We start from the raw sequence: 25999 nt of genomic DNA on the forward strand, positions 1-25999 counted from the left end.
GATGTTTTCCTCATATTGAAATGAAGCCCATTCACCCCAGCCCAAAGGCCAGGAGCTGCAGATGTCCCGCCGCCACTATAACCTGCCGCCGCTGACCACGCTTGCGGCCTTTGAGGCCGCAGCCCGGCATCTGAGCTTCAAGAACGCGGCGCAGGAGCTGTCCGTCACACCCGGCGCGGTCAGCCATCAGGTCAAGGCGCTGGAGGCCGAGTTGCAGGCGCCGCTGTTTCAGCGCAAGCACCGCGGCGTGGAGCTGACAGAGGAAGGCGAAGCGCTGTTTGAGGCGCTGGCAACCTCGTTCTCGAAAATATCCCTCAGCCTGAAGACCATCCGCGACCGGCAGACCGGGGATACCGTCACCATCGGATCCACCTCCGCTGTTGCCTCGCTTTGGCTGTCGCCCACGGTGGTGCGGTTCTGGCGAGAGCACCCGGATGTGAACGTCAACCAGATCGTCAACGACCGCCCCCTGCGTGGAATACCGGATGTGGATTTTTATATCCGTTACGGGCGCGAACGGGATGCCCGTGTGGAGCAGACGGAGCTGTACCGCGACCATCTGGTGCCGGTCGGAAATACGGAACTGGCAGATAAGCTCACCGGCTGTCCACTGGAGGAACTGGCGCACCAGCGTCTGCTGCATCTGGAATCCGACGACAAGAGCTGGACCACCTGGGCCGACTGGTTTCAGCAGCTGGGTTATGATGGCCCCATCGCACCGGGCGTGCGCGTCAACAACTACGCGGTGGCGCTGCAGGCAGCCCAGGACGGGGTGGGGCTGGTGCTGGGCTGGCAGCGGCTGCTGCATCCCCTGCTGACCAGCGGTCAGCTGGTGCCGATCGGCCCGCATGTTCTGGCGGCGCCGCACGGGTTCCATCTGGTGGGCCGCCCGGATGCGGACCTGTCGGAATCCGCCCGTTTGCTGCGCAATTGGGTCATTGACGAGGTCAATCGAAGCTCAGGTGAGGTGAGCTAACCTCAGAGCGAATTTTCCTGATATTGAGTGAATCTGGTCTCTGCCTTCAATGGCGCAAAACGCGCACATCTTTTTCCTGCCTTGGAGAGACCCCAGATGAACAAGCATGACTCGCTTGCCCCGGTGATGGCTCCGGTCAACGTTGCCAACGGCCTGCCGAACGCCCATTACATCGACCCTGCTGTTTTTGCAGAAGAAAAACGCTCTGTGCTGTTTGCCAACTGGTCCGGCATCGGCTTTGGCAAGGACGTGCCGGAACCGGGTTACGCGAAGCCGGTGAATTTCCTGGGCATGCCGCTGCTGATCGTGCGCGACAAGGACGGCGAGGTTGGCGTGTTCCAGAACACCTGCCGCCACCGCGGCATGATCCTGGTCGAGAAGGCCGGCAAGATCCGCGGCGCCATCCGCTGCGCCTATCACAGCTGGTGCTATGGTCTCGATGGCCGTCTGGTTTCCACCCCGCATGTCGGCGGCCCCGGCAACAACAAGCATGAAGACATCAAGCTGGACGAGCTGGGTCTGGTCCGCATCCGCTCCTATGTCTGGCGCGACGTGGTTTTTGTGAACGTCGACGGCACCGCGCCGGAGTTCGAGGAAGCCCACGCCGACCTGCTGGAGCGCTGGAAGGAATTTGAAACGCCGGTGCATCACGGCGGCGCAGACTCCGGCTTCAAGCTGGAAGTCAAGACCAACTGGAAACTGGCCGTCGAGAACTACTGCGAAAGCTACCACCTGCCGTGGGTGCATCCGGGTCTCAACAGCTATTCCCGGCTGGAGGATCACTACAACATCGAGGTGCCGGGCAAGTATTCCGGCCAGGGCACTCTGGTCTACCGCCAGCTGAAGGGCGAAAACGGCGAGCTGTTCCCGGATTTCGAGGGCCTCAGCAGCAAATGGGATGAGGGCGGCGAGTACACCGCGGTTTACCCGAACGTACTGCTGGGTGTGCAGCGCGACCATGCCTTTGCGATCATCCTGGAGCCGGTCGACACCGAGAACACCGTCGAGCACATTGAGCTCTATTACGCGAAGTCCAATGAAGACACGCCGGAGCTGGAAAACCTGCGCACCGAAAACGCGAAACTGTGGAAGACCGTGTTCGAGGAAGACGTCTTTGTTGTCGAGGGGATGCAGAAGGGCCGCCATGGCGAGCTGTTCGATGGGGGCCGGTTCTCGCCTGCGATGGACGGGCCGACCCACAATTTCCATGCCTGGGTGGCCGATCAGGTGACCAAGGGCCGCGAGGCATGAGTTCTTTCCTGAAAGACGGGCTGGCCAGGAATTTCCTGGCCGGTGCCTGGGTTGAGGGCGACGGCGGTGCACGCATGGCCGTCGAGGATCCGGGTAACGGACAGCACGTGGGCGACTGCGCACTTGCGGGTGAGGAAAGCCTGGCAAAGGCGCTGGAAGCGGCGCGGGCAAGTTTCGAACGCGGCGATCTGGCGGCAATGAAGCCCGCCAAGCGCGGCCAGCTGATGCAGCGCATCGCGGCGGAGATCCGCGGTATTGCCGATGAGGGCGCGGATCTGCTGTGCCGGGAAAGCGGCAAGAGCCTCAGCGCGGCGCATGACGAGTTTGAAGAGGCCGCGCAGTATTTCGAATATTACGGCGGCATGGCCGACAAGATCGAAGGCAAGTCGATCCCGCTCGGCCCGGATTATGCCGACTATACGGTCTATGAGCCCTATGGCGTTTCTGCCCAGATCGTGCCGTGGAACTTTCCGGTGTCGATTGCGGCGCGCTCGCTGGCGCCCGCGATGGCCGCGGGCAACTCGGTGATCATCAAATCGCCTGAGCTGGACCCGATGGCGCTGGCAATGCTGGGCGTGGCGCTGGAACGCGCGGAGGTGCCTGCGGGCGCGGTGTCGATCCTGAACGGCATCGGTTCGGAACTCGGCGCGCGGCTGGTGGAAAGCTCCGCCGTCGACCAGATCGTCTTCACCGGTTCTGTTCCGACTGGCCAGGTGATCCTGCGTGCCGCCGCCAATCCGGTGACGCCCGCGCTGATGGAGCTGGGCGGCAAATCCGCCGCGGTGGCCTTTGAGGACGCCAATCTGGACACGCTGATGTCCTCCCTGCAAAGCGGCATCTTCTATAACGCCGGGCAGGTTTGTTCCGCCATGTCGCGGGTGCTGGTGCACCGCTCGATCTATTACGAAGCCGTCGAACGCGCCGCCGCGCTGGCAAACGGTCTGAGCGTCGGGCATGGCTTGGAAAATCCCGGCCTCACCCCGGTGATCTCCGCCCGTCAGCTGGACGGGATCGAAACCCTGACCGCCACCGCCCGCCAAAGCGGCGCCCGCGCAGCTTCGGGCGGTGCGCGGCTGGAGCGTGAGGGGTATTTCATGGCGCCGACCATCCTGGCGGATGTGGACCCTGCGTCCCGCGTCGCGCAGGAGGAGATCTTTGGCCCCGTCACCTGCTTCACTCCGTTTGATACCGAAGCCGAGGCAATCGCCATGGCGAACGGGACTGAGTTCGGGCTGGTAGCCGGTGTCTTCACCCGCGATCTGGCGCGCGCGCACCGGGTGGCGAACCGTCTGCGGGCGGGTCAGGTGTTTGTGAACGAGTGGTTCGCGGGCGGCATTTCCACCCCGTTCGGCGGGGTCGGCAAGTCCGGTTTCGGGCGCGAGAAAGGCTTGGAGGCGCTGTATAACTACGTGCGCACCAAGAACATCGCGATTTCGCTGAAGGGCTGAGCGATGGAGTGCGCAGACCTCGACCACGCGCTGCTGAAAGCGCATGAGGACAAGGACAGCGCGGAGCTGGTCCGGCTCTACACGCTGGCTGGGGATCAGGCGGAGGAGGAGGGCAATATTGACGCCGCCTGCTTCTACCTGACCCACGCCTTTGTCTTTGCGCTGGAGGCCGGATTGCCGGAGGCGAAAGAGCTGAACCGCCGTCTGGCGGAGCGCGGCCGCGCGCATCCGCTGGAGCTGTGATGCAAGATTCAGGCCGGTGGTCCCGATGGGGCATCAGCCTGTTTTGGCCGGCAGGGGAGGGCCGGCCAATCTAATTTCCAGGTTTGTACTGCATTCATTTGCATTCACGCGGCACAAGCCTGAGCATTTTAAATGCGCATGTTCGAGAAGCCCAAAACCGGTTCCCACTTTTGGGCAACATGCTTGGAGGGAGGTAAGGGCATGATCCCAGAGAAAATGGCGGCGGTCCTGCTGACCGGCCACGGCGGCATCGACAAACTGGACTACCGCACCGACGTGCCGGTACCGCAGCCCGGACCGGGTGAAGTGCTGATCCGCGTGGCGGCAGCGGGCATCAACAACACCGATATCAACACCCGCATCGGCTGGTATTCCAAGGCGGTGGACGCGGACACCAATGCGGGCGGTGCCTCGGGGTTCGACAGCGTCAACGACGATGACGCCAGCTGGTCCGGCAAGCCGCTGGAGTTTCCGCGCATCCAAGGTGCGGATGCCTGCGGCCGCATCGCAGCGGTGGGGGAGGGGGTCGACGCATCCCGCATCGGCGAGCGGGTTCTGGTGCGCAATATGCTGCGGACCTATGTGGACTACCGGCCCTATGAATGCTGGACCTTCGGCAGCGAATGCGACGGCGGCTTTGCCCAGTTTGCGGTGGCGCCTGCGCGCGAAACCCATGCGGTGACCTGCGATTGGTCTGATGCAGAACTTGCTTCGATCCCCTGCGCCTATTCCACGGCTGAAAACATGCTGCATCGGGTGGGGCTGGGCGCGGAAACCGTGCTGATCTCCGGCGCATCTGGCGGCGTCGGCTCCGCCGCCGTGCAGCTGGCCAAACGCCGCGGCGCAACCGTGATTGCGCTGTCTTCCGCCGCCAAGGCGGAGGAGGTGCTGGCGCTTGGTGCCGACCGCGTGGTCGACCGCAACGCCGATCTGGTGAAGGAACTGGGCGAAGGTTCCATCGACGTGGTTGTTGATCTGGTCGCGGGTCCGCAGTGGCCGTCGTTCCTGGACGTGCTGCGCCGGGGCGGGCGATACACCACCGCCGGCGCCATCGCCGGGCCGATTTCAGAGATCGACGTGCGCACGCTTTACCTCAAGGATCTGACCCTGATGGGCTGCACCTTTCAGGAGGATGAGGTGTTCGCCAATCTGGTTTCCTATATCGAGGCGGGCGAAATCCGCCCGCTGGTGGCGAAGACTTATCCGCTAAGTGAGATTGCCACAGCACAGGAGGATTTTCTGAGCAAGAAGCACACCGGCAAGCTGGTGCTGATGATCCCGGAAGCAACGCCATGAAGATCAAAAAGATCGAGCTGTATCAGCTGGACCTGCCGTATTCCGGCGGCGTTTACTTGCTGTCGGGCGGGCGGGAGTACCGCAGTTTTGACGCGTCATTCGTGCGGATCACCACCGATACCGGGCTGGAAGGATGGGGTGAGAGCACGCCGTTCGGATCCACCTATATTGCCGCGCATGCCCTGGGTGCGAGGGCGGGGATTGCCGAAATTGCGCCCTATCTGCTGGGCCGTGACCCGCGGCAGATGGACCGGATTAACGAGGCGATGGATGAGGCGCTGCTGGGCCACAACCATGCCAAGTCTGCAATCGACCTGGCCTGCTGGGATCTGTTCGGCAAATCGGTGAACCTGCCGGTTTGCGAGCTGCTAGGCGGCTCCACCGGCAAACGCCTGCCGGTGATCTCCTCGATCTACGCAGGCAGCCCGGAAGACATGCGCGCCCGCGTCGCGCAGCACCGGGAGATGGGCTATCTGGGCCATTCGGTGAAGATCGGCGCCATGAATAGTGAAGGCGGACCGGCGCTTGATGCCGAACGCATCCGCGCGTCTTTGGCCGACCGTCAGCCGGGGGAGTTCTTTCTGGTTGATGCCAATGGCGGGCTGACGCCGGAAACCGCGCTGCGGATGCTGCGGATGCTGCCCGAAGGGCTGGATTTTGTATTGGAGGCGCCCTGCAAGACCTGGCGCGAGACCATGTCGCTGCGCAAGCGCTGCACTGTGCCGATCATTCTGGATGAGCTGGTCCAGCAGGATGAGGACATCGCCCTGATGCTGGCCGAGGACGTGGCGGACGGCATCGGCCTCAAGGTCTCCAAGGCGGGCGGGCTGACCCATGGGCGGCGGCACCGGGACATGTGCCTGGCGGCGGGTGCCACGGTCAGCGTGCAGGATACTGTTGGATCCGTCGTGGCGTTCTCTGCCATCGCCCATCTGGGCGCCACGGTGCCGGAGCGGTCCCTGCGCTGCATTCTGGACTGCCGCGATATGGTGACGCTGAAGACGGCAGAGTTCGACGCACCGGTGCAGGACGGCGGCGTGCTGGTGCCGGACGCGCCGGGGCTGGGAATAACGGTGGACAGGGATCTGATGGGCGCGCCGCAGGCCGTTTGGGAGGCCTGAATACGCAGTATTTGGTAGAATCAGTTTCAACCGCGTGTTGAGACTGAAAGGCAGACTGGCCCGCCCTGGCGGAGCCTGCGGGAACGGCGTTGCCGTTTCCGCCTGTCCGCTTTGACGGTTTCCCGAAGGGCGTGAGCGCCAACAGTTTGATAAAAGCGCGCAGTACACAGGAAATTGGGAAACAGGCAGGGGCACAGCCTTGCCATTCGGTGCCGAATTTGATTCGAGTGCGCCGGAAATCAGGACAGGCTGTGCGGATGTGCGGAAAACGGCGTTTTGTGCGTTTTCTTTGCCGCCGCTGCCGGAACGGGGTAAGAACCGCCACGGGATTCGGCCTTGGAGGGACGTAGCGCAAATATGAAGACATTTAACTTGAGAAAGGGGCTGGATCTGCCGGTGACAGGCGCACCGGAGCAGGTGATCCACGACGGTCCCTCCATCACCTCGGTGGCCGTGCTGGGCCCCGACTACATGGGCCTGAAACCCCGCATGCTGGTGCAGGAAGGCGAAGAAGTCCGCCGCGGCACCCCGCTGTTCTGCCACAAGGATGCCGAGGCCGCGCTGATGGTGGCGCCGGTGACCGGCAAGGTCGTGGCGATCAACCGCGGCGCCCGCCGGGTGCTGGAAAGCGTCGTGATCGCTGTTTCCGATGCCGAAGATACCGGCATTGATTTCTCTGCCACCGGCAATGCTGACACTGCCGAAGGCCTGACCGAGAAGCTTTGTGCCGCCGGTCTCTGGACCGCCTTCCGCACCCGTCCCTATTCCAAGATGCCGCAGCCGGGGTCCAAGCCCGCCGCGATCTTTGTCACCGCGATGGACAGCGAACCGCTGGCTGGCGACGCCGCCGTGATCATCAATGATGCGGCTGAGGCGTTTGAGGCCGGCCTCAAGGCCGTGACCCTGCTGACCGACGGCACCACCTATCTGTGCCAGAAGACAGGCGACAGCATTCCGGGTGCAAACCTTGCCGGGGTTGAGGCTGCAGGTTTCTCCGGCCCGCATCCCTCGGGCCTTGCAGGCACCCACATCCATTTCCTGCATCCCGTCCGCGCCAACGATCAGGTCTGGACCGTGTCCTACCCGGACGTGATTGCCATCGGCCGCCTGCTGCTGACCGGCCACCTGGACCCCTCCACCGTGGTTGCGATAGCCGGTCCCGCTGCGCGCAGCCCCCGTCTGGTCCGCACCGTCGCAGGTGCCTCCACCGATGAGCTGACCCGCGGCGAGATTGCCTCGGACGGTCCGGTGCGGGTGATCTCCGGGTCGATCCTGTCGGGCCGCCAGGCGGCTGGTCCGCTGGCGTTCCTGGGCCGTTTTGTCCGCCAGGTTGCCATTATCGAAGAAGACCGCAAGCAGATCCCGCTGGGCTGGATCCGTCCGATGGGCGGCAAATATGCGGTGCAGCCGGTGCTGGGCTCGGCGCTCAGCCGCAAGCTGTTCAACCTCACCAGCAACCTCAACGGCGGCCGCCGGGCGATGGTGCCCACCGGCACCTTTGAGCAGCTGATGCCGCAGGACTACCTGCCGACGCAATTGCTGCGCGCGCTCTTGGTGATGGACACCGACACCGCACAGGCGCTGGGTGCGCTGGAACTGGACGAAGAGGACATGGGCCTCGTCGGCTTTGCCTGCCCGGCCAAGTACGAATACGGGCTGGCGCTGCGCGACTGCCTGACCAAGATTGAAAAGGAGGGCTGAGCCGGATGGGATTGCGCAGCTTCTTTGACAGGATCGAGCCCCATTTCGAGAAGGGGGGCAAGTACGAAAAGCTCTTCCCCGTCTACGAGATGGTGGAGTCCTTCCTGTATACCCCGAAAACCGTCACCTCGGTGGCGCCGCATGCCCGCTCCTACGTCGATATGAAGCGGATCATGACCTATGTGGTGATCGCCACCATCCCCTGCATCCTGTGGGGCATGTGGAACACCGGTTATCAGGCGAACTCGGCGATTGCCGCGCTGGGGGCTGATGCAGCCACCGGCTGGCGGATCGCCATCCTGCAGATGTTCGGCATCTCGCTGGATGCGGCGAACCCGATGGCCAACATCGCGCACGGGTTCCTGTATTTCCTGCCGATCTACATCGTGACGCTGGTTGCAGGCGGTATCTTCGAGGTGATCTTTGCCACCGTCCGCGGCCATGAGGTGAACGAGGGCTTCCTTGTGACCTCGATGCTTTACACTCTGATCATGCCGGCCTCCGCGCCGCTGTGGCAGGTGGCGCTTGGCATCATCTTCGGCGTGGTGATCGGCAAGGAAGTCTTTGGCGGCACCGGCAAGAACTTCCTGAACCCGGCACTGGTGGGCCGTGCGTTCCTGTATTTCGCCTATCCGGCGAACATGTCGGGCGACGCTGTCTGGACCCCGGTCGACGGCTTCTCCGGCGCGACCGCGCTGGGTGTGACCGCCGCCGACGGTGTGCAGGCGCTGGCCGCCAAGGGCATTGAATGGTCGGATGCGTTCTTTGGCACCATCCAGGGCAGCTTTGGCGAAACCTCGACGCTGGCCTGCGCAATCGGGCTTTGCTTCCTGCTGTTCACCAGGATCGCCAACTGGCGCCTGATCGTGGGCTGTCTGGCAGGCATGATCGCCTTCTCGATGCTGCTGAACCTCATCGGCTCCGACAGCAACCCGATGTTTGCGATGCCGTGGTACTGGCACCTGGTGCTGGGCGGTTATGCATTCGGCCTGGTGTTCATGGTGACCGAGCCAGTTTCCGCGTCGCACACCAACGCGGGCCGCTACATCTATGGTGCCCTCATCGGCGTGATGGTGGTGCTGATCCGGGTGCTGAACCCGGCCTTCCCCGAAGGCATGATGCTGGCGATCCTGTTCGGCAACGTCTTTGCACCGCTGATCGACTACTTCGTCGTGCAGGCCAACATCAAACGGAGGGCGCGCCGCCATGGCTGATACCCAAAGCAAGGGCCTGATTGGCCGCTTCCTGGCCGCATCGCCGGATTCCGTCGGCAAGACCTTGTTCATCGCTGTTGCTGTCTGCCTGGTGGCCTCGATGATCGTGTCCACCGCGGCGGTGTCCCTGCGCCCGGTGCAGGAAGTGAACCGCAAACGCGACAAGCAGCTGAACGTTCTGCAGGTGGCCGGCCTTTATGAGCCGGGCATCAAAGTGGCTGAGGCCTTCGCCGCCTTTGAACCGCAGGTGCTGGACCTGGAAACCGGTGAATTCACCGATCAGTTCGACGCCGCCAATTTCGACGGTCTGGCCGCCGCGCAGGATCCGGAGCTGAGCCGCGCGCTGGAGAACGACCCGGCAGGCATCGGCCGCCAGTCGCGCTACAAGACCGTGTACCTGCTGCGCGAGGAAAACGGCGATCTGGACAAGGTGATCCTGCCGATCCACGGCTATGGCCTGTGGTCGACCCTCTATGGCTTCATCGCGATTGAGGAGAACGGCAACGACATCTTTGGCCTGCAGTTCTATCAGCACGGCGAGACCCCTGGCCTCGGCGCCGAGGTGGACAACCCGCGCTGGAAATCCCAGTGGCAGGGCAAGAAGCTGCATGACGGCAGCGGCGAGCTGCAGATCAGCGTCGCCAAGGCGCAAGGCCCGGCCGGGCCGGAGCACCACATCGACGCGCTGGCCGGTGCGACGCTGACCTCTGTCGGCGTGGACAACCTGGTGAAATTCTGGATGGGCGAAGAGGGTTATGCACCCTTCCTGGACGCCCTTAAAGCGGGAGAGCTCTGATGGCGCAGACCAAGAAAGACATGCTGGTCGACCCATTGGTCGACAACAACCCGATCACGCTGCAGGTTCTGGGCATCTGCTCCGCGCTGGCGGTGACCTCCTCGCTGCAGGTGGCTTTTGTGATGACCCTGGCGGTGACCTTCGTGACCGCGTTCTCGTCGATGTTCATCTCGATCCTGCGGAACCAGATCCCCAGCTCGATCCGGATCATCGTGCAGATGGTGATCATCGCCTCGCTGGTGATCCTGGTGGACCAGGTGCTCAAGGCTTACGCCTTTGAGATCTCCAAGACCCTGTCAGTCTTTGTTGGCCTGATCATCACCAACTGTATCGTGATGGGCCGCGCCGAGGCGTTTGCCATGAGCAATCCGCCGGTGGCGTCGTTTATCGACGGTCTGGGCAACGGTATGGGCTATGGCCTGATCCTGATGCTGGTCGGCATCATCCGCGAGCTGTTCGGCTCCGGTTCCCTCTTTGGCATCACCATCCTGGAGACCGTGAACAACGGCGGCTGGTATGTGCCGAACGGCATGCTGCTGCTGCCGCCTTCGGCGTTCTTCGTGATCGGCCTTCTGATCTGGGCGTTCCGCACCTGGAAGCCGAACCAGGTCGAAGAGCGTGAATATAAAATCCAGAACGTGGAGGCGCACTGATGGAAGGGCTGATTTCACTCGCCGTTAAGGCCATCTTTGTCGAGAACCTCGCGCTCTCCTTCTTCCTGGGCATGTGCACCTTCATCGCGGTGTCCAAGAAGATCTCCACCGCGCTGGGATTGGGGATTTCGGTGATGCTGGTGCAGGCCATTACGGTCCCGACCAACAACCTGCTGCTGACCTACCTGTTGAAGCCGGGCGCGCTGGCCTGGGCGGGTTTCCCGGATGTGGACCTGACCTTTCTCGGCCTGATCTCCTATATCGGGGTGATTGCGGCGATGGTGCAGATCCTGGAGATGATCCTCGATAAGTATTTCCCGCCGCTTTACAACGCGCTGGGGGTGTTCCTGCCGCTGATCACGGTGAACTGCGCCATCCTGGGCGGCTCGCTGTTCATGGTGGAACGCGACTACAACTTCGCGGAAGCAACCACTTACGGCCTCTCCTCCGGCTTTGGCTGGGCGCTGGCGATCACCGCGATGGCGGGCGTGCGCGAGAAGCTGAAGTATTCCGATGTGCCGGACGGCCTGCAGGGCCTGGGCATCACATTTATCACCGCGGGTCTGATGGCGATGGCCTTCATGTCCTTCAGCGGCGTCAAACTGTAAGGAGCGTCTGAAGTTATGGAAACTTTCTCGCTCGGCGTTGTCCTGTTCACGTTGATCGTGCTGGCGCTGGTGGCCATCATTCTGGCTGCCCGCTCCCGCCTGGTCGCGTCCGGCAACGTCAACATCACCATCAACGGTGAAAAAACCATCTCGGTGCCTGCGGGCGGCAAACTGCTGCAGACGCTGGCGGCTGAGAAACTCTTCGTCCCCTCCGCCTGCGGCGGCGGCGGCACCTGCGCCCAGTGCCGGGTGCGTGTGCATTCCGGCGGCGGCTCCATCCTGCCGACCGAGGAAAGCCACATCACCAAGCGCGAGGCCGCCTGCGGCGACCGCCTGTCCTGCCAGGTTGCGGTCAAGCAGGACATGGAGGTTGAGGTTCCGGAAGAGGTCTTTGGCGTCAAGAAATGGCGCTGCAAGGTGCGGTCGAACGACAACGTCGCGACCTTCATCAAGGCGCTGGTGCTGGAGCTTCCCGAAGGCGAAGACGTGAACTTCCGCGCCGGCGGCTACATCCAGATCGAGGCGCCCGCCCACCAGCTCTCCTACACTGATTTTGATGTGCAGGAAGAATACCGCGAGGACTGGGACCGCTTCAATCTGTGGCAGTACAAGTCTGTCGTGGATGAGCCGGTCGAGCGCGCTTATTCGATGGCGAACTACCCGGACGAAAAGGGCATCATCATGCTGAACGTCCGCGTCGCCTCGCCGCCGCCGGGCAGCAGCGACATTCCGGCCGGTAAGATGTCGTCCTACATCTTCAATCTGAAGCCGGGCGACGAAGTCACCATCTCCGGTCCGTTCGGCGAGTTCTTTGCCCGCGACACCCAGAAGGAAATGGTCTTCATCGGCGGCGGTGCCGGCATGGCGCCGATGCGCAGCCACATCTTCGACCAGCTGAAGCGGCTGGAGAACCGCGATCGCAAGATCAGCTTCTGGTACGGTGCACGCTCGAAGAAAGAGATGTTCTTTGTCGAGGACTTTGACCAGCTGGCCGAGGAGTTCGACAATTTCGACTGGCACGTCGCCCTGTCCGACGCGCAGCCGGAGGACGACTGGAAAGGCTACACCGGCTTTATCCATAACGTCCTGTTCGAGGAATACCTCAAGAACCACCCGGCGCCGGAAGACTGCGAGTTCTACATGTGCGGCCCGCCGATCATGAACCAGTCGGTGATCAACATGCTGTTGGATCTGGGCGTGGACCGCGAAGACATCATGCTGGACGACTTCGGCGGCTGAGCCGGAGAGACTGCAAGAACAAGAAGCCCCGGATGGAGACATCCGGGGCTTTTTGCTGTCTTCAAATCCGGGCCGGGGAGGGGGGTGACATCTGTGCACCCCCTGTACACCCCCCGTGCACCGGCTCGGCAGAAATCACTCGGCCTTCAGCTCGCTGACGATATGGATGGTGATCGGCCCGGTGGAGAATCCGCCGACGCCGAACGCCTGGTGGTCGATGGTGGTGGTGGCCTCAAATGCCGCCCAGTCGCCCTGGTAGTATTCGATCGCGCCGCCCAGCGGGTGCGGGCCGAGGTGGGTCATGGTGGTGTCCAGCACCACGGACTGGGTGGTGCCGTGAATGGTCAGATCGCCGGTCACCTTGGCGGACTTGTCGCCGGTCTTCTCAATCCCGGTGCTGACAAAGGTGATCTCGGGGTAGGTTGCGACCTCCAGGAAGTCGGCGCTGGACAGGTGGTCGTCCAGCGGCCCGAACCCGGTGGCGACGCTGTCCGCCTTGATGGTCACATTCAGGGTGGAGGCTTCGGGGTTTTCCGGATCCAGCACCAGAGTGCCCTGGGCGTCGGTAAACTCGCCGCTCTGCATAGAGACACCGGCGTGGCTCCAGCTGAAGCGGACTTCAGTATGGCCCTGGTCGGTCTTGTAGGTGGTGGCGGCAAAAGCGGAAGGCGCGGCCAGCAGCGCGGCGGCGGCGAGGGAGGCAATCCTGATCATCATGGCAGTCTTCCTGTCGGATGGGGTTGGGCCGGGAACGGCTCTTGTTACGTGAGGATGCGATTGATCCAGGATGGATGCTATGACATCTATCTGCCTGCATCCACCGGCAACGGCGGAACCTCTCTCTTGATCACCAACTCGTGAAGACCGCATGACACCCAGCACACGCGAAACTGCAATCTGGATCCTGCTGAACCGCGCCCACCGGCAGACCCACCGCGACATGGAGGCCAAGCTGCGGGCGGCGGGGTTGCCGCCGCTCAGATGGTATGACGTGCTGTGGGGGATCGAGATGGCCGGGGCGGACGGCGTGCGCGCCTATGAGCTGACCCGCAACCTGCTGTTTGAGCAATCCAACCTGTCGCGCATTCTGGCGCAGATGGTGAAACAGGGGCTGGTGCGCGAAACCGTGTTCGAACAGGATCGCCGCGGCAAGCTGCTGCACCTGACAGAGACCGGCGCGGCGCTGCGGCTGCAGATGTGGCAGATCTACGGTGCGGCGATCAAACAGGCGATGGAACCGTTGGACAGAGCGGAGGATCTGGAGGTGTTTCTGGAGCGTTTGCAATGGACCGGCGGCGGGCCGTTTCCGTGACCATCAGGTTCCGGCCTGAATATGACTAGGGCAGAACAGACAGAACCTTGGATCGCTGATTACAAGGCTACTTTGAGGCGAACAGGGCATTCAGTTCGGGACATGCTAGAAATTGAATTGCGGGACGGAGCGGACCTTCGGTGCAGTTGTGCCAATGTCTGCCTTCTTCGAGCTTAAGCTGCGGAATATTGCAGCTTAAGCCTTCGGACCACAATCATAAGAGATGTAGTTTCGAGACAGGCTGAAGTTGCATCATAGATCCCAGATCGCAGTTTGATTGGTATACTTGGTGCTACAAGGTCGTCACCAATTTCTGCAGCCTGTATGACTCGCATTTCACCGGGTTCGTGAATTTCGATACTGATGTGTTCCGCTCGTTCGCTGGAAATTAGCTCTTCGAATTTCTTGGAACGCAGGGCAGGCAGGATTTCGGCTTCATCGTCCACCCCTAACCATTGAACCAAGTAACCGCCATCTAGTTCCTCTGTGGTGATCCATGAAACAGGCCCGATGTCTCCTCCAAGAACGTATCCTGTGTCGTCACCGCAACGTATTGGACCGATCCAGTCTGAAATGTCGCACGCCCGACTATAATCACTAGCATCTTCGCCGTGCGTCTCAAACGTCCAGCCTTCCGTTCCGCGCCATGACGACAGCGACTCTTCCGCTAGCATAAGGAACGGTCCGCCTTCGGTATCAATCCACTCATGCAAATCTGGCATGCGCCCTCAAAGTTCCCATCCTCTACGGAGCCGACACTGGTGCAGGCGCAGCAACAAGTAAACAGGGCTCGAACCGGAGTTTCGCTGCATCAAGCGTGAATGGCAGCAAAGCCTGCTGCCAGAAGTGATCCGCCCGAAGGCGGACCACTTGGTATAAGCCTCAGCCGACGATCATCTGCTTCATGCGCAGGGCTTCGTATTCCAGCTCTTTCAGGCGGAAGTTCACCACGTCGCCGACGGTGATCATGCCCGCAAGCTTGCCGTCTTTCAGAACCGGGAGGTGGCGGAAGCGGCCCTCGTTCATCACCTTGGCCACATCAATCAGCAGGTCGCCGGGCGCGCAGGTCTTGACCTCGCGGGTCATGATCTCCTCAACCAGCTGCGGCAGGGTGTGGCCGGGCGTGTCCGCCAGACGGCGCACGATGTCGCGTTCCGACAGGATGCCCTGCAGCGCGCCGTTCTGATCGGTGACGACCAGCGCGCCGATGCGTTTTTCCTTCAGCGCCTCGACCGCGTGGCCGACCGTGTCATTGGGGCGGATTGCAAAGATCGCGTCGCCCTTGGTTTCCAGCAGACTGGCGACTGTCGATTGGCCGTGCGACAAATTCGACTCGGCCGACTGGCTGTGGCTTTCCTGCCCGGCCTTGTCGCCCCGGGTGGGAGGCTGGTATGAGAACGGTGCCATGCGCGGGGTCTCCTCCTGTATCCTGCATCAGGTCATACCCCCATCTTAGCGGCGGATTATGATCCGGGAAGGGGCGAAATGACGCGAGCGCTAACAACAGCGGAAAAACAACATGTTCGAAAGCCTCTACCTGACCCCCGTGACCGGTGCGCTGACCGTGTTCCTGGTGGTGGTCTGCGGCCACCTGTACCGGCAGAACTGGAAGTCCGAGGCGCCAAACGCGCGGTTCCGGGCCTGGCTTTACGGGCTGCCGGCCGCGGTGGGCCTGCTGGCGCTGGCCTTTTTGCCTTTGAAGTTCTGAGGCCTGCTCCGGCGCTCCGTTTGACTCTGCCGCGGGGCAGGGGCATAGCTGCGCCAGTTTTTCCGCCGGAGGTTGCCGAATGCCCAGCCCGTTGCCCAGAAAACTCCTGATCGCCCTGACCCTGCCCGCGGTGCTGGCCATGTCCGGCTGCTGGTTCGGCAGCGACCCGGAAGAGGTGCGGCTGACGGGTGAAACCATGGGCACCACCTACAGCGTGATTGCGATTGGCGAGGATCTGGACGCCGGGGCGCTGGGGTCCGCGGTGGAGGGCACCCTGGCGGCGGTCAATGCCAGGATGTCGAACTGGGATCCGGCCTCCGAGGTCTCCACCTTCTCAGCCGAGCGCAGCACCGCGCCGGTGCGTGTGTCGCCGGAATTTGCCCATGTGCTGGCGGCGGCGGGGGACGTGCACGCCAAGACCGGCGGCAAGTTCGATGTGACCCTGGGCCCGCTGATTGAGCTGTGGGGCTTTGGGCCGCGCAAGCCCGAAGATCCGGTGCCGTCGGATGCGGCCATCGCCAAGGCGCTGGAGGGCGTCGGCCAGGCGCGGCTGCTGGTGCTGGATGCAGAGGCCGGCACGCTCAGGAAATCCGCGCCGGAAACCGGCATCAACCTGTCGGCCATTGCCAAGGGCTATGGCGTGGATGCGGTGGCAGAGGCGCTGCAGGGGTTTGGCGTTGAGCATTACATGGTCGAGATCGGCGGCGATCTGGTGACCAAGGGCGAAAACGCCAAGGGCGAGGCCTGGCGCATCGGAATCGAGAAACCGGATGCGGCGGCGCAGACCGTGCAGCTGATCGTGCCGGTCAGCAACCACGGGCTGGCGACCTCGGGCGACTACCGCAATTACTTCGAGCATGAGGGCAAACGCTATTCCCACATCCTCGATCCGGTGGCCGGGCGGCCGGTCACCCATGCGACCACCTCTGTCACGGTGATCGCAGAAAACGCCATGCTGGCGGATGCCTGGGCCACTGCAATGCTGGTTCTGGGCCGCGAAAACGGGCTGAAGCTTGCTGAGGAGCATAAACTTGCCGTGTTTTTCATTGATCGGGACGTGCAAGCCGGGCCGGATGCCTATATGACAGCGGCAAGCAGCGCGTTCGAGGCGCTGACCGCAAACTGACGCCGCGCACCAAGCTTCCTGCGAGGGACACCATATGAGCACCTTTCTTCTGGCCTTCATCCTGCTGCTGATCGTCACCCTGGGCATGTCGCTGGGCGTGATCCTGATGGGCAAGAAGATCAAGGGCAGCTGCGGCGGCCTGAATGCGATCTCGGGTGCCGACAAATGCGTGGTCTGCTCCAAGGATGTCGATCCCGACAGCCCGCTGCGGGACAAATTGCAGTGCAAACGCGCGCGCAAGATGGTCGAGCAGATGGAACGCGAGGCGCAGCAGGCCTGAGCCCGTCTGCGGCGTCCCGTTTCAGCCTATTCTGAAGGATTCACCGCCACGACTGCGCTGCCCGGATCCTGGTGCGGCGCCCATCCCTTGCCCAGCGAAATCTGCAGGCTGGCCCAGGCCAGCGCCAGATCGCGCCGTGCGGTGATCAGGGCCAGTTCGTTGTCGCGCAGCGCTTCTTCGGTGTTCAGAAGGTCGAACAGGGTGATTTCACTGGCCTTGAAGGTTTCCCGCGCAAGATCGGCAACCTTGGTTCCCAGATTGACGGCGCGGGCCTGGGCAGCGGTGCGCTCACGGGCGGCGCGCAGGCTGCTTTGCTGCGACTGGACCTCTTCCACCGCGGCCCTGACTGCGGCGCGGTAGTCGTATTCGGTTGCCTTGGCCTCGGCGATGGCGCTTTTGTGGAAGGCGCGCAGCACCGGGCGGTTGAACAGCGGCAGGTTCAGCACCGGGCCGATCTGGTAGAGAGCACCGGTGCCACGGGTGGCGCGCACAGAGCCGGAAACCTCCAGCGAAGGATACAGCTCCGCTTCGGTGATGCCGGTATCGGCCGCAGCGCTGCGCAGCTGGGCCTCGGCCAGCAGCACATCGGGACGGTTGCGCAGCAGGGTAGCGGGCACGCCCAGTTCCGGCTGGCTGGCGGGGTAGGGCTGGCCATAGCTGCCCTGCATCATCGCAAAGACCTCTGCCGCGTCGCGGTCCAGAAGGGTTGCCAGGGCAAAGACAGAGGATTCGTAGCTGGCAACAAAGCCGGGCAGGTCCGCCTTGGCGCTGGCGACCTGAAGCTTGGTGCGCTCCACATCCAGCGCCAGCAGGGCACGGGCCGCCTGCAGTTCTTCCACAGTTGCCAGAATCTGCTGGCGCAGCTGGATCGTCTTACGGGTCACGGCGGCGCCGCGCTGGAAGAACCGCGCCTCGATGTAGGTGCGGGTGATGGCTTCGATCAGCGCCAGCCGGGTGGTGGCCATCCGGTAGAATTCCGCGTCGCGGTCTGCCACTGCCCGTTCGGAGCGGCGCTGGAACTCGCCGAAGAGGTCAAAGACGTAGGTGGCGCCAACCTCTGCCGTGTCGGTGCTGGTGGAACCGTTCTGGGATTCGGGGCGCGCAAAGATGGAACTGCCGTCCAGATCGCCGCTGACTTGCTGCGGCCGGCCGGTGCCGCGGCGCAGGGCCTCTGCCGAGATCAGGCGCTGCTTGGCGGCCTTGAGCCCCAGGTTCTGCTGCAGTCCCGCGGTGATCAGCCTGTTCAGAGTGGCATCGTTCAGCCCGCGCCACCACGTCTCTGAGGCGCCTTTGGCGGTGGCATAGCTGCGGGATTGATAATAACTGGCAGGCACCGCGAAATCCGGGCGGTGGTAATCAATGCCGACAACAGTGCAGCCGCACAGGAAAGTGCCTGCCAGCAGCACGGAACGGGCTGTCCAACGGGGTTTGCTCATGGTTTGCCTCAGGGCGCCCTTTTTTGCGGGCTTTCAGGCAGGATAGCCATGGCGGGGGCAGTCCGCGAAGCGGTTCCGGCGCGGTGCGGAGTCTTTCCCGGTCACTGATGCGCCTATCCCACAGCTTTGCTTTGTCGGAAAAGGACCCGCAGGCTGGCGGTTTTGGCCTATCCTGCATACAAAAAGGCGGGCAGGCTGCCGGACCAGACCCGCCCGACCCAACCAGTGGCAGCCGCAGGTGCTGCAAGAAGCGCTGCGCCCTTGCCCCAACCTCAGCCGCCCCGGCGGTGCAACAGTGAGACCAGCCTGATGGACCTGCAAAAATTCTATATCGGCGGCACCTGGGTGACGCCGCATTCGGCCCGCGAATTTCCGGTGCTGAACCCGGCCACGGAGGCGCAGATCGGGACCATCATCCTCGGGGATGAGCATGATGTGAACGCCGCGGTGGCGGCGGCCAAGGCGGCGTTCGGGAGTTTTTCGCAGACCTCCCGCGCGGAGCGGATTGCGCTGCTGGAGCGGTTGCTGGAGATCAGCAGGGAGCGGCGCGAGGAGCTGGCGCAGGCGATGTCTGCTGAGATGGGGGCGCCGGTTTCGATGGCGCGGGACGCGCAGGCCGATTCGGGGATCGGGCATCTGGAAGGTATTCTGGCGGCGCTGAAAAGCCAGGAACTGCGCGAAACCCTGCCCAATGGCGATATCCTGGTGCGCGAGCCGATCGGCGTCTGCGGTCTGATCACACCCTGGAACTGGCCGGTGAACCAGATCGCGCTCAAGGTCCTGCCTGCGCTGGCGACAGGCTGCACCTGCGTGCTGAAACCATCGGAGCACACGCCGATGTCGGCCGCTGTTTATGCGCAGATGATCCATGATGCGGGCTATCCGGCGGGGGTGTTCAACCTGATCCATGGCGACGGGCCGACGGTGGGCGCGGGCCTGTCGCGCCATCCCGACGTAGACATGATGTCCTTCACCGGTTCGACGAGGGCGGGCATTGCGGTGTCCAAGGACGCGGCCGACACGGTGAAGCGGGTGACGCTGGAACTGGGCGGCAAGTCTCCGAACCTGGTGTTTGCGGATGCGGATCTTGAGGCGAAGGTCACCGCATCGGTGCTGGAATGCATGTATAACACGGGGCAGAGCTGCGACGCACCGACCCGGATGCTGGTCGAGCGCAGCTGCTATGATCAGGTGCTGGAGATTGCCAAGGCCGCTGCCGAAGGCCAGGCGGTGGGCGATCCAAGCCAGGAGGGCGACCACATCGGCCCGATGTTCGACCGCATCCAGTACGACCGGGTGCAGGAGATGATCCAGAAGGGCATCGGGGAGGGGGCGACCCTGCTGGCAGGCGGACTGGGCCGGCCAGAGGGGCTGGACAAGGGCTGGTACGTGCGCCCCACTGTCTTTGCTGATGTGACCAACGATATGGCCATAGCGCAGCAGGAGATCTTTGGCCCGGTGCTGGTGATCATTCCGTTCGAGGATGAGGAGGACGCCGTCCGCATGGCCAATGACACGCCCTATGGGCTGGCGGCCTATCTGCAGACTGGCGATCCGGAGCGGGCCGAGCGGGTTGCCGCCCGGCTGCGGGCGGGCGCGGTGCATATCAACGGCGGCGGTTTCAACTACGGCTCGCCCTTCGGCGGCTACAAGCAATCCGGCAACGGCCGCGAAGGCGGCATGCTGGGGCTGGAGGATTATCAGGAAGTCAAAACCCTGCATTTCGGCTGAGTTCCCATCCCTCCCGGCAGGAGGATGCCGGGAGGGATGCCGTTTGCGGCCTGCCAGGTGCCGCTTTCTGACCTAATGCGTGTCGCAATCCGCCAAGCGTGCCGCCCGGCGGCGGCTCAGGATGGAGACATGACACAGAACTTCATTCCAAAACGCATGGACCGCCGCGCAACCGGGTGCAACTTGGCTGCTGCCTGAGTTCCGTTGCCCTTTGCGGGTTCTCACGGTTTCTCAACGGCGGACATTGGAATGACACATGACAGCATCACAGGCGCTGCGCCTTGCCATTGATATTGGCGGCACATTCACCGACACCGTGCTGGTGGCGGGCGAAGACACTATTCTGGCCTCAACAAAGACGCTGACCACCCGCCGGAGTCCGGCAGACGGTGCAATGGAAGGCGCGGCGCGGGTGATGGCGCAGGCGGGGCGTTCCCTAAGTGAGGTCACCGGTTTTATCCATGGCACCACGCTGGCCACCAACGCGCTGATTGAGCGGCGCGGGGCGCGGGTGGCGACGGTCACGACCGAGGGGTTCCGCGATATTCTGGAGATCGCCTATGAGCGGCGCTATTCCCAGTATGACATCAATCTTGAGAAGCCCGATCTGCTGGTGCCGCGGGAGCGGTCGCTGACCATCCGCGAGCGGATGTCGGCTGAAGGCTCAGTGCTGATCGCCATGGAGGACAGCGCGATTGAGGCGCTGATCGCGGAGCTGGATGCCAGCGGCGCCGAGGCGGTGGCGGTCTGCCTGATGCACGCCTATGCCAACCCGGACCATGAGCGGCGGCTGCGCGGTATTCTGGCGGCGCGGCGGCCCGGGCTGACGGTCTCGATCTCCTCCGAAGTCAGCCCCGAGGCGCGGGAGTTCGACAGGCTCTGCACCACGGTGGCAAACGCCTATATCCAGCCTCTGATGGAGACCTATCTGGCGCGGTTTGCCGCGCGTTTTGCTGTGGAAGGCGTGACGTGCCCGATCCTGATGATGACCGCAGGCGGCGGCATGTGCACCATCCAGACCGCGGCGCGGTTTCCCATCCGGCTGGTGGAGTCGGGTCCTGCCGGTGGTGCCATCCTGGCGGCGCGGATTGCGGCGCAGGCGGGGCTTAAGCAGGTGCTGTCCTTTGATGTCGGCGGCACCACGGCCAAGCTGTGCCTGATTGACAATGCCCGCCCGCAGACCTCGCGCCAGTTTGAGATTGCCCGCGCGGCGCGGTTCATCAAGGGCTCGGGGATGCCGGTGCGGATCCCGGTGATCGAGATGATCGAGATCGGGGCCGGCGGCGGTTCGATTGCCGGGGTGGACCGGCTGGGGCGGCTGACCGTGGGGCCGAAATCGGCGGGGTCGGAGCCCGGTCCGGTGGCCTTCGGCCGTGGCGGCACGGAGCCGGCGGTGACCGACAGCGACGTCACGCTGGGATATATCGTGCCGGAGACCTTTGCCGAGGGGCATATCCGGATTGATCCGGAGGCGTCGAAAGAGGCGCTGAGCCGTGTGATTGGTTCGCGGCTGGATATGGACGGGATTGGCGCCGCGGACGGCGTCAGCCGGATCGTGGACGAGAGCATGGCCAGCGCCGCCCGCATGCACGCGGTGGAGTCGGGCAAGGATCTGGGTGCGCGCAGCATGATCGCTTTTGGCGGCAACGGGCCGCTGCATGCGACAAGGGTTGCGCGTTCCGCCGGGGTGTCGCGCATCGTGATCCCGCCCAATCCGGGCGTTGGATCGGCTGTGGGGTTCCTGTTTGCGCCAGTGAGCTTTGAAATCGTGCGCTCGCGCTACTCTCTGCTGGAGGACATGGATCTGGAAGGTATCAACACGCTGTTTGCCCTGTTGATTGATGAGGCGCAATCGGTGGCGGCGCAGGGGGCGGGCGAGGCTGAAACGCTGGTCCAGCGCACTGCCTTCATGCGCTACAGCGGGCAGGGGCATGAGATCGAGATTGCTTTGCCGGACCGTGATCTGACGGCACAGGATCTTGGTCCGCTGACGGCGGCGTTTGAGGCGGAATACGCCAAGCAGTTCTCCCGACCCGTGCCGGGCATGAAGATCGAGATCCTGAACTGGGCGGTGCGGGTCGCGACTCCAGATGCAGAAGTGCCGCCGGTGCCGGACGTGCCGGAGCTGCGGACCATTGCCCCGGCTGCGCACCGGCCCATCATCTGCGATGTGGATGGCCGCGAAAAGCAGGTGGCATTTGTGCCGCGGGCCAGTCTGAAACCCGGTGACCGGATCATAGGCCCGGCGCTGATTACAGAGCCGCAGACCACCACGCTGGTCTCGGCGGATTTCTCCGCCCATGCGGATGCCATCGGCAATCTTGTCCTGATCCGGGATCAGAAAGGAGAAAAGCAATGACCGCCTCGTCACAGAACCTGTCACCGGCTCGCCTGCAAGTGATGTGGAACCGCCTGCTGGCGGTGGTGGAGGAACAGGGGCAGACCCTGATCCGCGCGGCCTTCAGCCCGATTGTGCGTGAATGCGGCGATATCTCTGCCGGGATTTTCGACGCACAGGGGCAGATGCTGGCCCAGGCGGTGACCGGCACGCCGGGCCATATCAACACCATGGCGGAGGCGGTGATGCATCTGCGCGAACGCTTCCCGGCGGAGACCATGAAGCCCGGCGATATCTACATGACCAATGACCCCTGGCTGGCCTCGGGGCATCTGAGCGATTTCCTGTTGATGATGCCGGTGTTCAAGGGGGGCAGGGTGGTGGGGTACACCTCCTGCACCTCGCATCTGGTGGATCTGGGCGGGCTGGGCATGGGGCCGGAGGGCTCTGACATCTATGACGAAGGGCTTCTGATCCCGCCCTGCAAACTGGTGCAGGAGGGCGAACCGAACGCGCTGCTGCTGGACATTGTCCGCGCCAACAGCCGCGAGCCGGTTGCCAATGAGGGTGACATTTATGCGCTGATCGCCTGCTGCGAGGCCGGGGCGGCACGGCTGGCGGGGATGATGGAGGAGTTTGGCCTGAGCGACCTGGATGTGCTGGGGGCCTATATCATCGAGACGTCCCGCCGCGGCACTTTACAGGCCATCGCCGAGGTGCCGGAGGGCGTCTACCGCAATGTGCTGAAAATGGACGGCTATGAAAGTGAACTGGAGCTGCATGCGACGCTGACTGTCTCGAAAGGGGGCATGCATGTGGATTTCACCGGCACCTCGGGCTGCTCCAGCAAGGGCATCAACGTGCCGCTGAACTATGCCACCGCCTATACGGTGTTTGCCCTGCGCTGCATTGTGGGGCCGGACATTCCAAACAATGCGGGGTCGCTGGAGCCCTTCACCGTGGATGGCCCCAAGGGCTGTATCCTGAATGCGCAGCGGCCGGTGCCGGTGGCGATGCGGCATACGCTGGGGCAGGTGACTCCGGATCTGGTGCTGGGCTGCCTGCATCAGGCGCTGCCGGACCGGGTGCCCGCCGAGGGCGCCAGCTGCATGTTCGACCTGCCGATGCGCCACGCGCCGGAGGTTGCCCGCGACGGCGGCCGGAAATTTGCCATCGAGCCGGTCCACAACGGCGGCACCGGCGCGCGGCCCCATGCGGATGGCTTGTCAGCGACGGCCTATCCCTCTGGGGTCTATGGTTCGCAGGTTGAAATCACCGAGGCGGCCGCCCCGGTCATCATATGGCGGCGGGAGCTGCGGCCGGACAGTGGCGGGGCCGGAAGGTTCCGCGGCGGTCTGGGGCAGCGGATCGAGATGACATCCGCCAATGGAGCGCCTTTTATCGTGTTCCTGTCGGTGGAGCGGCTGAAGTTCCCGGCCTTGGGGCGCATGGGCGGCTTGCCCGGTGCGCCGGGGCGCATCCGGTTCCGCAATGGGGCGCAGGACATTCCGGGCAAGGGCGAGCTGCGGGTGGAGGCAGGCGACTGCCTGATTTTTGAAACCCCCGGTGGCGGCGGTTTTGGCGATCCCTTGGAGCGCGACTCCGAGGCGCTGGCGCTGGATCTTCAGCGCGGTCTGGTGACGGAAGAAGGCGCGCGCGCCTACGGGGGCGGCAAATGATCCGCGCGGTGCCGCATGTGGCGGCGATGGCGCCTTATGCGTTGGCGGATCTGGGCAGGGCCGGGACGGTCTCGCTGGCGCAGAATGAAAGTGCGTTCCCACCCAGCCCGGCGGCACTTGCGGTGGGCAGGGCGGTGCTGGATCAGATGCCGCTCTATCCAGACCCGGAGTGGCCGGACTTGCGCGCCGCGGTGGCGGAGGTGCATGGGCTGGACCCGGCAAAGGTTCTGTGCGGGGCCGGGTCGATGGAGCTGATCACCTGCCTGATCCGCGCCTTTGCCGGGCCGGGGGACCGGGTTTTGGGCACGGACTATAGCTATGCCTTTGCGGCTTCGGCCGCGGCGCAGGTGCAGGCGGAGTACGTCAAGGCGCAGGAGCGGGATTTGACTGTCTCGGTGGATGATATTCTGGATGCTGTAACGCCGGAAACGCGCATCGTCTTTGTCTGCAATCCGGGCAATCCGACCGGAACGCTGATCCCCAACTGTGAACTCCTGCGCCTGCGCGCGGGGCTGCCTGCGGATGTGCTGCTGGCGGTGGATCAGGCCTATGCGGAGTTTGCCGATGCGGAAAACAACCCGGGTGAAATCTTCGCGCTGGCAGAGCGCGGCGATACCGTGGTGCTGCGGACGCTCTCCAAGGCCTTCGGGCTGGCAGGGGCGCGGGCCGGCTGGGGGTTTTTCCCGCCGGATATTGCCGGGGAAGTGCGCAAACTCTTGAACCCAAACAACATCTCCATCCCGTCACAAGCGATGGCAGCGACGGCAATGCGCGATCAGGCGCATATGCGGAATGTAGTGGCAAAAACCGCCGCCATCCGGGACCGCTTTGCCGATGGCTGCCGCGCGCTGGGTCTGGACGTGCCGCGGTGCCATACCAATTTCGTGCTGATCCGCTTTGCCTCAGCGGAGCAGGCACGGGCGGCGGACGCGGCGCTGCGGGTGGAAAAACTGCTGATGCGCGGGATGGGCGGTTATGGCCTGCAGGACTGCCTGCGCGCCACCATTTGCACTCGGGACGTGATGGACCGCGCGCTGGCTGTTCTGAAGGGAGTGCTGGGATGAGCGGTGAAGGTCAGAGCGAAACCCGCACCCGCGCCAGGATCGGCGTGCTGGTGCCCTATACCAACACCAACCTTGAGGCCGACATGATGCTGATGCGCTGTCCGGACACCACGGTGCATTTCCAGCGCATGGGCGGCTATGACGTGGAGGAGATCCCCGGCGCCGATCAAATGGCGGGGCTGGGGGCGTCGGATATCAGCCATGACCTGCAGATGATTGCAGGCGTCCGGCCTGATGTTGTGCTTTACGGCTGCACCTCGGCGACGCTGACCCACGGGCCGGGGTTTGACGCGGATCTGGCGGTGCGGATCAAGGCGGGATCAGGTGCCGTTTCGCTGACCGCGGCGGGGTCGCTGGTGGCGGCAATTCAAGCGCTGGGGGCGGTGAAGGTTGGGTTTTCCTCCCCCTATCTGGGTGAGATCAACGCGCAGGCAAAGGAGTTTCTGGCGGCGAACGGGATTGAGACCGTCAGATGCGCGGATGTGGGCCGCGAGCTGGGCAACTACGGCCAGGGCGAGCTGACGCCGGACGAGGTGTTTGATCTGGCCTGTCAGGTCGATCACCCGGAGGCGCAAGCCATCGTGCTGAGCTGCACCGACATGCGGTCGGTGGAGGCGGTGGAGCGGATCGAGGCGCGCTTGGGCAAGCCGGTTGTCACCTCCAACCAGGCGATGATGTTCTGCCTGATGCGGGCGCTTGGCCTGCCGCGGCACGGTGGGCTGCCGGGGCGGCTGTTTGATCGGCTCTAAACCGGCGTCTGTTTCATCTTTGCAAAAATA

The 25999-nt window shown here is 63.6% G+C and carries 25 protein-coding genes; 21 read left to right on the forward strand and 4 right to left on the reverse strand.

Annotated features, from left to right (window positions below; translation table 11 throughout):
• Window positions 1–61 precede the first annotated feature (61 nt).
• The 12 genes from N6L27_RS18150 (at window position 62) to nqrF (ending at window position 12546) form a co-directional block, all read left to right on the forward strand.
• Window positions 62–976 (forward strand): LysR substrate-binding domain-containing protein, encoded by a 915-nt coding sequence (locus N6L27_RS18150; RefSeq protein WP_271908766.1) that lies wholly within the window; start codon window positions 62–64, stop codon window positions 974–976.
• A 96-nt stretch (window positions 977–1072) separates the two neighbouring features.
• On the forward strand, window positions 1073–2227 hold the full coding sequence (locus N6L27_RS18155) for an aromatic ring-hydroxylating oxygenase subunit alpha (protein ID WP_271908767.1): 1155 nt from the start codon (window positions 1073–1075) through the stop codon (window positions 2225–2227).
• Complete coding sequence (locus N6L27_RS18160) at window positions 2224–3675, forward strand: aldehyde dehydrogenase family protein (protein WP_271908768.1); 1452 nt, start codon at window positions 2224–2226, stop codon at window positions 3673–3675. The genes N6L27_RS18155 and N6L27_RS18160 overlap by 4 nt, the downstream gene beginning before the upstream one ends.
• A gap of 3 nt (window positions 3676–3678) precedes the next feature.
• Window positions 3679–3918: a hypothetical protein gene (locus N6L27_RS18165; protein ID WP_271908769.1), complete on the forward strand. Its 240-nt coding sequence runs from the start codon at window positions 3679–3681 to the stop codon at window positions 3916–3918.
• A gap of 201 nt (window positions 3919–4119) precedes the next feature.
• The gene (locus N6L27_RS18170; protein ID WP_271908771.1) at window positions 4120–5214 is read left to right on the forward strand and encodes an alcohol dehydrogenase family protein; all 1095 of its coding nucleotides are present in this window, start codon (window positions 4120–4122) and stop codon (window positions 5212–5214) included.
• On the forward strand, window positions 5211–6335 hold the full coding sequence (locus tag N6L27_RS18175; protein WP_271908772.1) for a mandelate racemase/muconate lactonizing enzyme family protein: 1125 nt from the start codon (window positions 5211–5213) through the stop codon (window positions 6333–6335). Before N6L27_RS18170 ends, N6L27_RS18175 begins: the two co-directional genes overlap by 4 nt.
• A 357-nt stretch (window positions 6336–6692) precedes the next feature.
• On the forward strand, window positions 6693–8036 hold the full coding sequence (locus N6L27_RS18180; RefSeq protein ID WP_271908773.1) for a Na(+)-translocating NADH-quinone reductase subunit A: 1344 nt from the start codon (window positions 6693–6695) through the stop codon (window positions 8034–8036).
• A 5-nt stretch (window positions 8037–8041) separates the two neighbouring features.
• The gene (locus N6L27_RS18185; protein ID WP_271908774.1) at window positions 8042–9250 is read left to right on the forward strand and encodes an NADH:ubiquinone reductase (Na(+)-transporting) subunit B; all 1209 of its coding nucleotides are present in this window, start codon (window positions 8042–8044) and stop codon (window positions 9248–9250) included.
• Window positions 9243–10046, forward strand: coding sequence for a Na(+)-translocating NADH-quinone reductase subunit C (locus N6L27_RS18190; RefSeq protein ID WP_271908775.1), 804 nt, complete (start codon window positions 9243–9245; stop codon window positions 10044–10046). Before N6L27_RS18185 ends, N6L27_RS18190 begins: the two co-directional genes overlap by 8 nt.
• Window positions 10046–10699 (forward strand): NADH:ubiquinone reductase (Na(+)-transporting) subunit D, encoded by a 654-nt coding sequence (locus tag N6L27_RS18195; protein WP_039180203.1) that lies wholly within the window; start codon window positions 10046–10048, stop codon window positions 10697–10699. Before N6L27_RS18190 ends, N6L27_RS18195 begins: the two co-directional genes overlap by 1 nt.
• On the forward strand, window positions 10699–11307 hold the full coding sequence (nqrE, locus tag N6L27_RS18200; protein ID WP_019296950.1) for an NADH:ubiquinone reductase (Na(+)-transporting) subunit E: 609 nt from the start codon (window positions 10699–10701) through the stop codon (window positions 11305–11307). The genes N6L27_RS18195 and nqrE overlap by 1 nt, the downstream gene beginning before the upstream one ends.
• A gap of 15 nt (window positions 11308–11322) precedes the next feature.
• Window positions 11323–12546: an NADH:ubiquinone reductase (Na(+)-transporting) subunit F gene (gene nqrF, locus N6L27_RS18205; RefSeq protein ID WP_271908777.1), complete on the forward strand. Its 1224-nt coding sequence runs from the start codon at window positions 11323–11325 to the stop codon at window positions 12544–12546.
• A 135-nt stretch (window positions 12547–12681) separates the two neighbouring features.
• Here the strand turns inward: nqrF and N6L27_RS18210 are convergent, their stop codons facing one another.
• A complete protein-coding gene (locus N6L27_RS18210) occupies window positions 12682–13263 on the reverse strand; it encodes a YceI family protein (RefSeq protein WP_271908778.1) in 582 nt (193 codons plus the stop codon).
• A 151-nt stretch (window positions 13264–13414) separates the two neighbouring features.
• Here N6L27_RS18210 and N6L27_RS18215 point away from each other — a divergent pair, with 151 nt between their 5' ends.
• Window positions 13415–13858 (forward strand): MarR family winged helix-turn-helix transcriptional regulator, encoded by a 444-nt coding sequence (locus N6L27_RS18215; RefSeq protein WP_271908779.1) that lies wholly within the window; start codon window positions 13415–13417, stop codon window positions 13856–13858.
• A 173-nt stretch (window positions 13859–14031) separates the two neighbouring features.
• Here N6L27_RS18215 and N6L27_RS18220 read toward each other — a convergent pair whose 3' ends face one another.
• Window positions 14032–14580: an Imm21 family immunity protein gene (locus N6L27_RS18220; protein WP_271908780.1), complete on the reverse strand. Its 549-nt coding sequence runs from the start codon at window positions 14578–14580 to the stop codon at window positions 14032–14034.
• Between the two features lie 160 nt (window positions 14581–14740).
• On the reverse strand, window positions 14741–15265 hold the full coding sequence (locus N6L27_RS18225) for a CBS domain-containing protein (protein ID WP_271908782.1): 525 nt from the start codon (window positions 15263–15265) through the stop codon (window positions 14741–14743).
• A gap of 112 nt (window positions 15266–15377) precedes the next feature.
• Here N6L27_RS18225 and N6L27_RS18230 point away from each other — a divergent pair, with 112 nt between their 5' ends.
• From N6L27_RS18230 to nqrM, 3 genes are all read left to right on the forward strand, one after another.
• Complete coding sequence (locus N6L27_RS18230) at window positions 15378–15566, forward strand: hypothetical protein (protein WP_019296965.1); 189 nt, start codon at window positions 15378–15380, stop codon at window positions 15564–15566.
• A gap of 79 nt (window positions 15567–15645) precedes the next feature.
• Window positions 15646–16692 (forward strand): FAD:protein FMN transferase, encoded by a 1047-nt coding sequence (locus N6L27_RS18235; RefSeq protein ID WP_271908783.1) that lies wholly within the window; start codon window positions 15646–15648, stop codon window positions 16690–16692.
• Between the two features lie 34 nt (window positions 16693–16726).
• On the forward strand, window positions 16727–16972 hold the full coding sequence (gene nqrM, locus N6L27_RS18240) for a (Na+)-NQR maturation NqrM (RefSeq protein ID WP_039174020.1): 246 nt from the start codon (window positions 16727–16729) through the stop codon (window positions 16970–16972).
• A gap of 26 nt (window positions 16973–16998) precedes the next feature.
• Here nqrM and N6L27_RS18245 read toward each other — a convergent pair whose 3' ends face one another.
• Window positions 16999–18408 (reverse strand): efflux transporter outer membrane subunit, encoded by a 1410-nt coding sequence (locus N6L27_RS18245; RefSeq protein ID WP_271908784.1) that lies wholly within the window; start codon window positions 18406–18408, stop codon window positions 16999–17001.
• A gap of 309 nt (window positions 18409–18717) precedes the next feature.
• On the opposite strand from N6L27_RS18245, the gene N6L27_RS18250 reads away from it, so the two are divergent.
• The 5 genes from N6L27_RS18250 to N6L27_RS18270 all read left to right on the forward strand — a co-directional run bounded on the left by N6L27_RS18250 (window position 18718) and on the right by N6L27_RS18270 (window position 25969).
• Window positions 18718–20139 carry an aldehyde dehydrogenase family protein gene (locus tag N6L27_RS18250; RefSeq protein ID WP_271908785.1) on the forward strand — a complete coding sequence of 474 codons (1422 nt, stop codon included), beginning with the start codon at window positions 18718–18720 and terminating at the stop codon, window positions 20137–20139.
• 256 nt (window positions 20140–20395) lie between these two features.
• Window positions 20396–22498: a hydantoinase/oxoprolinase family protein gene (locus N6L27_RS18255; RefSeq protein ID WP_271908786.1), complete on the forward strand. Its 2103-nt coding sequence runs from the start codon at window positions 20396–20398 to the stop codon at window positions 22496–22498.
• Window positions 22495–24156: a hydantoinase B/oxoprolinase family protein gene (locus N6L27_RS18260; protein ID WP_271908787.1), complete on the forward strand. Its 1662-nt coding sequence runs from the start codon at window positions 22495–22497 to the stop codon at window positions 24154–24156. Before N6L27_RS18255 ends, N6L27_RS18260 begins: the two co-directional genes overlap by 4 nt.
• Window positions 24153–25220 carry a pyridoxal phosphate-dependent aminotransferase gene (locus tag N6L27_RS18265; protein WP_271908788.1) on the forward strand — a complete coding sequence of 356 codons (1068 nt, stop codon included), beginning with the start codon at window positions 24153–24155 and terminating at the stop codon, window positions 25218–25220. Before N6L27_RS18260 ends, N6L27_RS18265 begins: the two co-directional genes overlap by 4 nt.
• Window positions 25217–25969, forward strand: coding sequence for a maleate cis-trans isomerase family protein (locus N6L27_RS18270; protein ID WP_271908790.1), 753 nt, complete (start codon window positions 25217–25219; stop codon window positions 25967–25969). The genes N6L27_RS18265 and N6L27_RS18270 overlap by 4 nt, the downstream gene beginning before the upstream one ends.
• Window positions 25970–25999 lie beyond the last annotated feature (30 nt).

Source organism: Leisingera sp. SS27 (assembly GCF_028368855.1).
Taxonomy (GTDB): Bacteria; Pseudomonadota; Alphaproteobacteria; order Rhodobacterales; family Rhodobacteraceae; genus Leisingera.

Coding starts and splice junctions, on each gene's coding strand:
- N6L27_RS18150 (WP_271908766.1), top strand. CDS start 62: ATGTCCCGCCGCCACTATAACCTGCCGCCGCTGACCACGCTTGCGGCC.
- N6L27_RS18155 (WP_271908767.1), top strand. CDS start 1,073: ATGAACAAGCATGACTCGCTTGCCCCGGTGATGGCTCCGGTCAACGTT.
- N6L27_RS18160 (WP_271908768.1), top strand. CDS start 2,224: ATGAGTTCTTTCCTGAAAGACGGGCTGGCCAGGAATTTCCTGGCCGGT.
- N6L27_RS18165 (WP_271908769.1), top strand. CDS start 3,679: ATGGAGTGCGCAGACCTCGACCACGCGCTGCTGAAAGCGCATGAGGAC.
- N6L27_RS18170 (WP_271908771.1), top strand. CDS start 4,120: ATGATCCCAGAGAAAATGGCGGCGGTCCTGCTGACCGGCCACGGCGGC.
- N6L27_RS18175 (WP_271908772.1), top strand. CDS start 5,211: ATGAAGATCAAAAAGATCGAGCTGTATCAGCTGGACCTGCCGTATTCC.
- N6L27_RS18180 (WP_271908773.1), top strand. CDS start 6,693: ATGAAGACATTTAACTTGAGAAAGGGGCTGGATCTGCCGGTGACAGGC.
- N6L27_RS18185 (WP_271908774.1), top strand. CDS start 8,042: ATGGGATTGCGCAGCTTCTTTGACAGGATCGAGCCCCATTTCGAGAAG.
- N6L27_RS18190 (WP_271908775.1), top strand. CDS start 9,243: ATGGCTGATACCCAAAGCAAGGGCCTGATTGGCCGCTTCCTGGCCGCA.
- N6L27_RS18195 (WP_039180203.1), top strand. CDS start 10,046: ATGGCGCAGACCAAGAAAGACATGCTGGTCGACCCATTGGTCGACAAC.
- nqrE (WP_019296950.1), top strand. CDS start 10,699: ATGGAAGGGCTGATTTCACTCGCCGTTAAGGCCATCTTTGTCGAGAAC.
- nqrF (WP_271908777.1), top strand. CDS start 11,323: ATGGAAACTTTCTCGCTCGGCGTTGTCCTGTTCACGTTGATCGTGCTG.
- N6L27_RS18210 (WP_271908778.1), bottom strand. CDS start 13,263: ATGATGATCAGGATTGCCTCCCTCGCCGCCGCCGCGCTGCTGGCCGCG.
- N6L27_RS18215 (WP_271908779.1), top strand. CDS start 13,415: ATGACACCCAGCACACGCGAAACTGCAATCTGGATCCTGCTGAACCGC.
- N6L27_RS18220 (WP_271908780.1), bottom strand. CDS start 14,580: ATGCCAGATTTGCATGAGTGGATTGATACCGAAGGCGGACCGTTCCTT.
- N6L27_RS18225 (WP_271908782.1), bottom strand. CDS start 15,265: ATGGCACCGTTCTCATACCAGCCTCCCACCCGGGGCGACAAGGCCGGG.
- N6L27_RS18230 (WP_019296965.1), top strand. CDS start 15,378: ATGTTCGAAAGCCTCTACCTGACCCCCGTGACCGGTGCGCTGACCGTG.
- N6L27_RS18235 (WP_271908783.1), top strand. CDS start 15,646: ATGCCCAGCCCGTTGCCCAGAAAACTCCTGATCGCCCTGACCCTGCCC.
- nqrM (WP_039174020.1), top strand. CDS start 16,727: ATGAGCACCTTTCTTCTGGCCTTCATCCTGCTGCTGATCGTCACCCTG.
- N6L27_RS18245 (WP_271908784.1), bottom strand. CDS start 18,408: ATGAGCAAACCCCGTTGGACAGCCCGTTCCGTGCTGCTGGCAGGCACT.
- N6L27_RS18250 (WP_271908785.1), top strand. CDS start 18,718: ATGGACCTGCAAAAATTCTATATCGGCGGCACCTGGGTGACGCCGCAT.
- N6L27_RS18255 (WP_271908786.1), top strand. CDS start 20,396: ATGACAGCATCACAGGCGCTGCGCCTTGCCATTGATATTGGCGGCACA.
- N6L27_RS18260 (WP_271908787.1), top strand. CDS start 22,495: ATGACCGCCTCGTCACAGAACCTGTCACCGGCTCGCCTGCAAGTGATG.
- N6L27_RS18265 (WP_271908788.1), top strand. CDS start 24,153: ATGATCCGCGCGGTGCCGCATGTGGCGGCGATGGCGCCTTATGCGTTG.
- N6L27_RS18270 (WP_271908790.1), top strand. CDS start 25,217: ATGAGCGGTGAAGGTCAGAGCGAAACCCGCACCCGCGCCAGGATCGGC.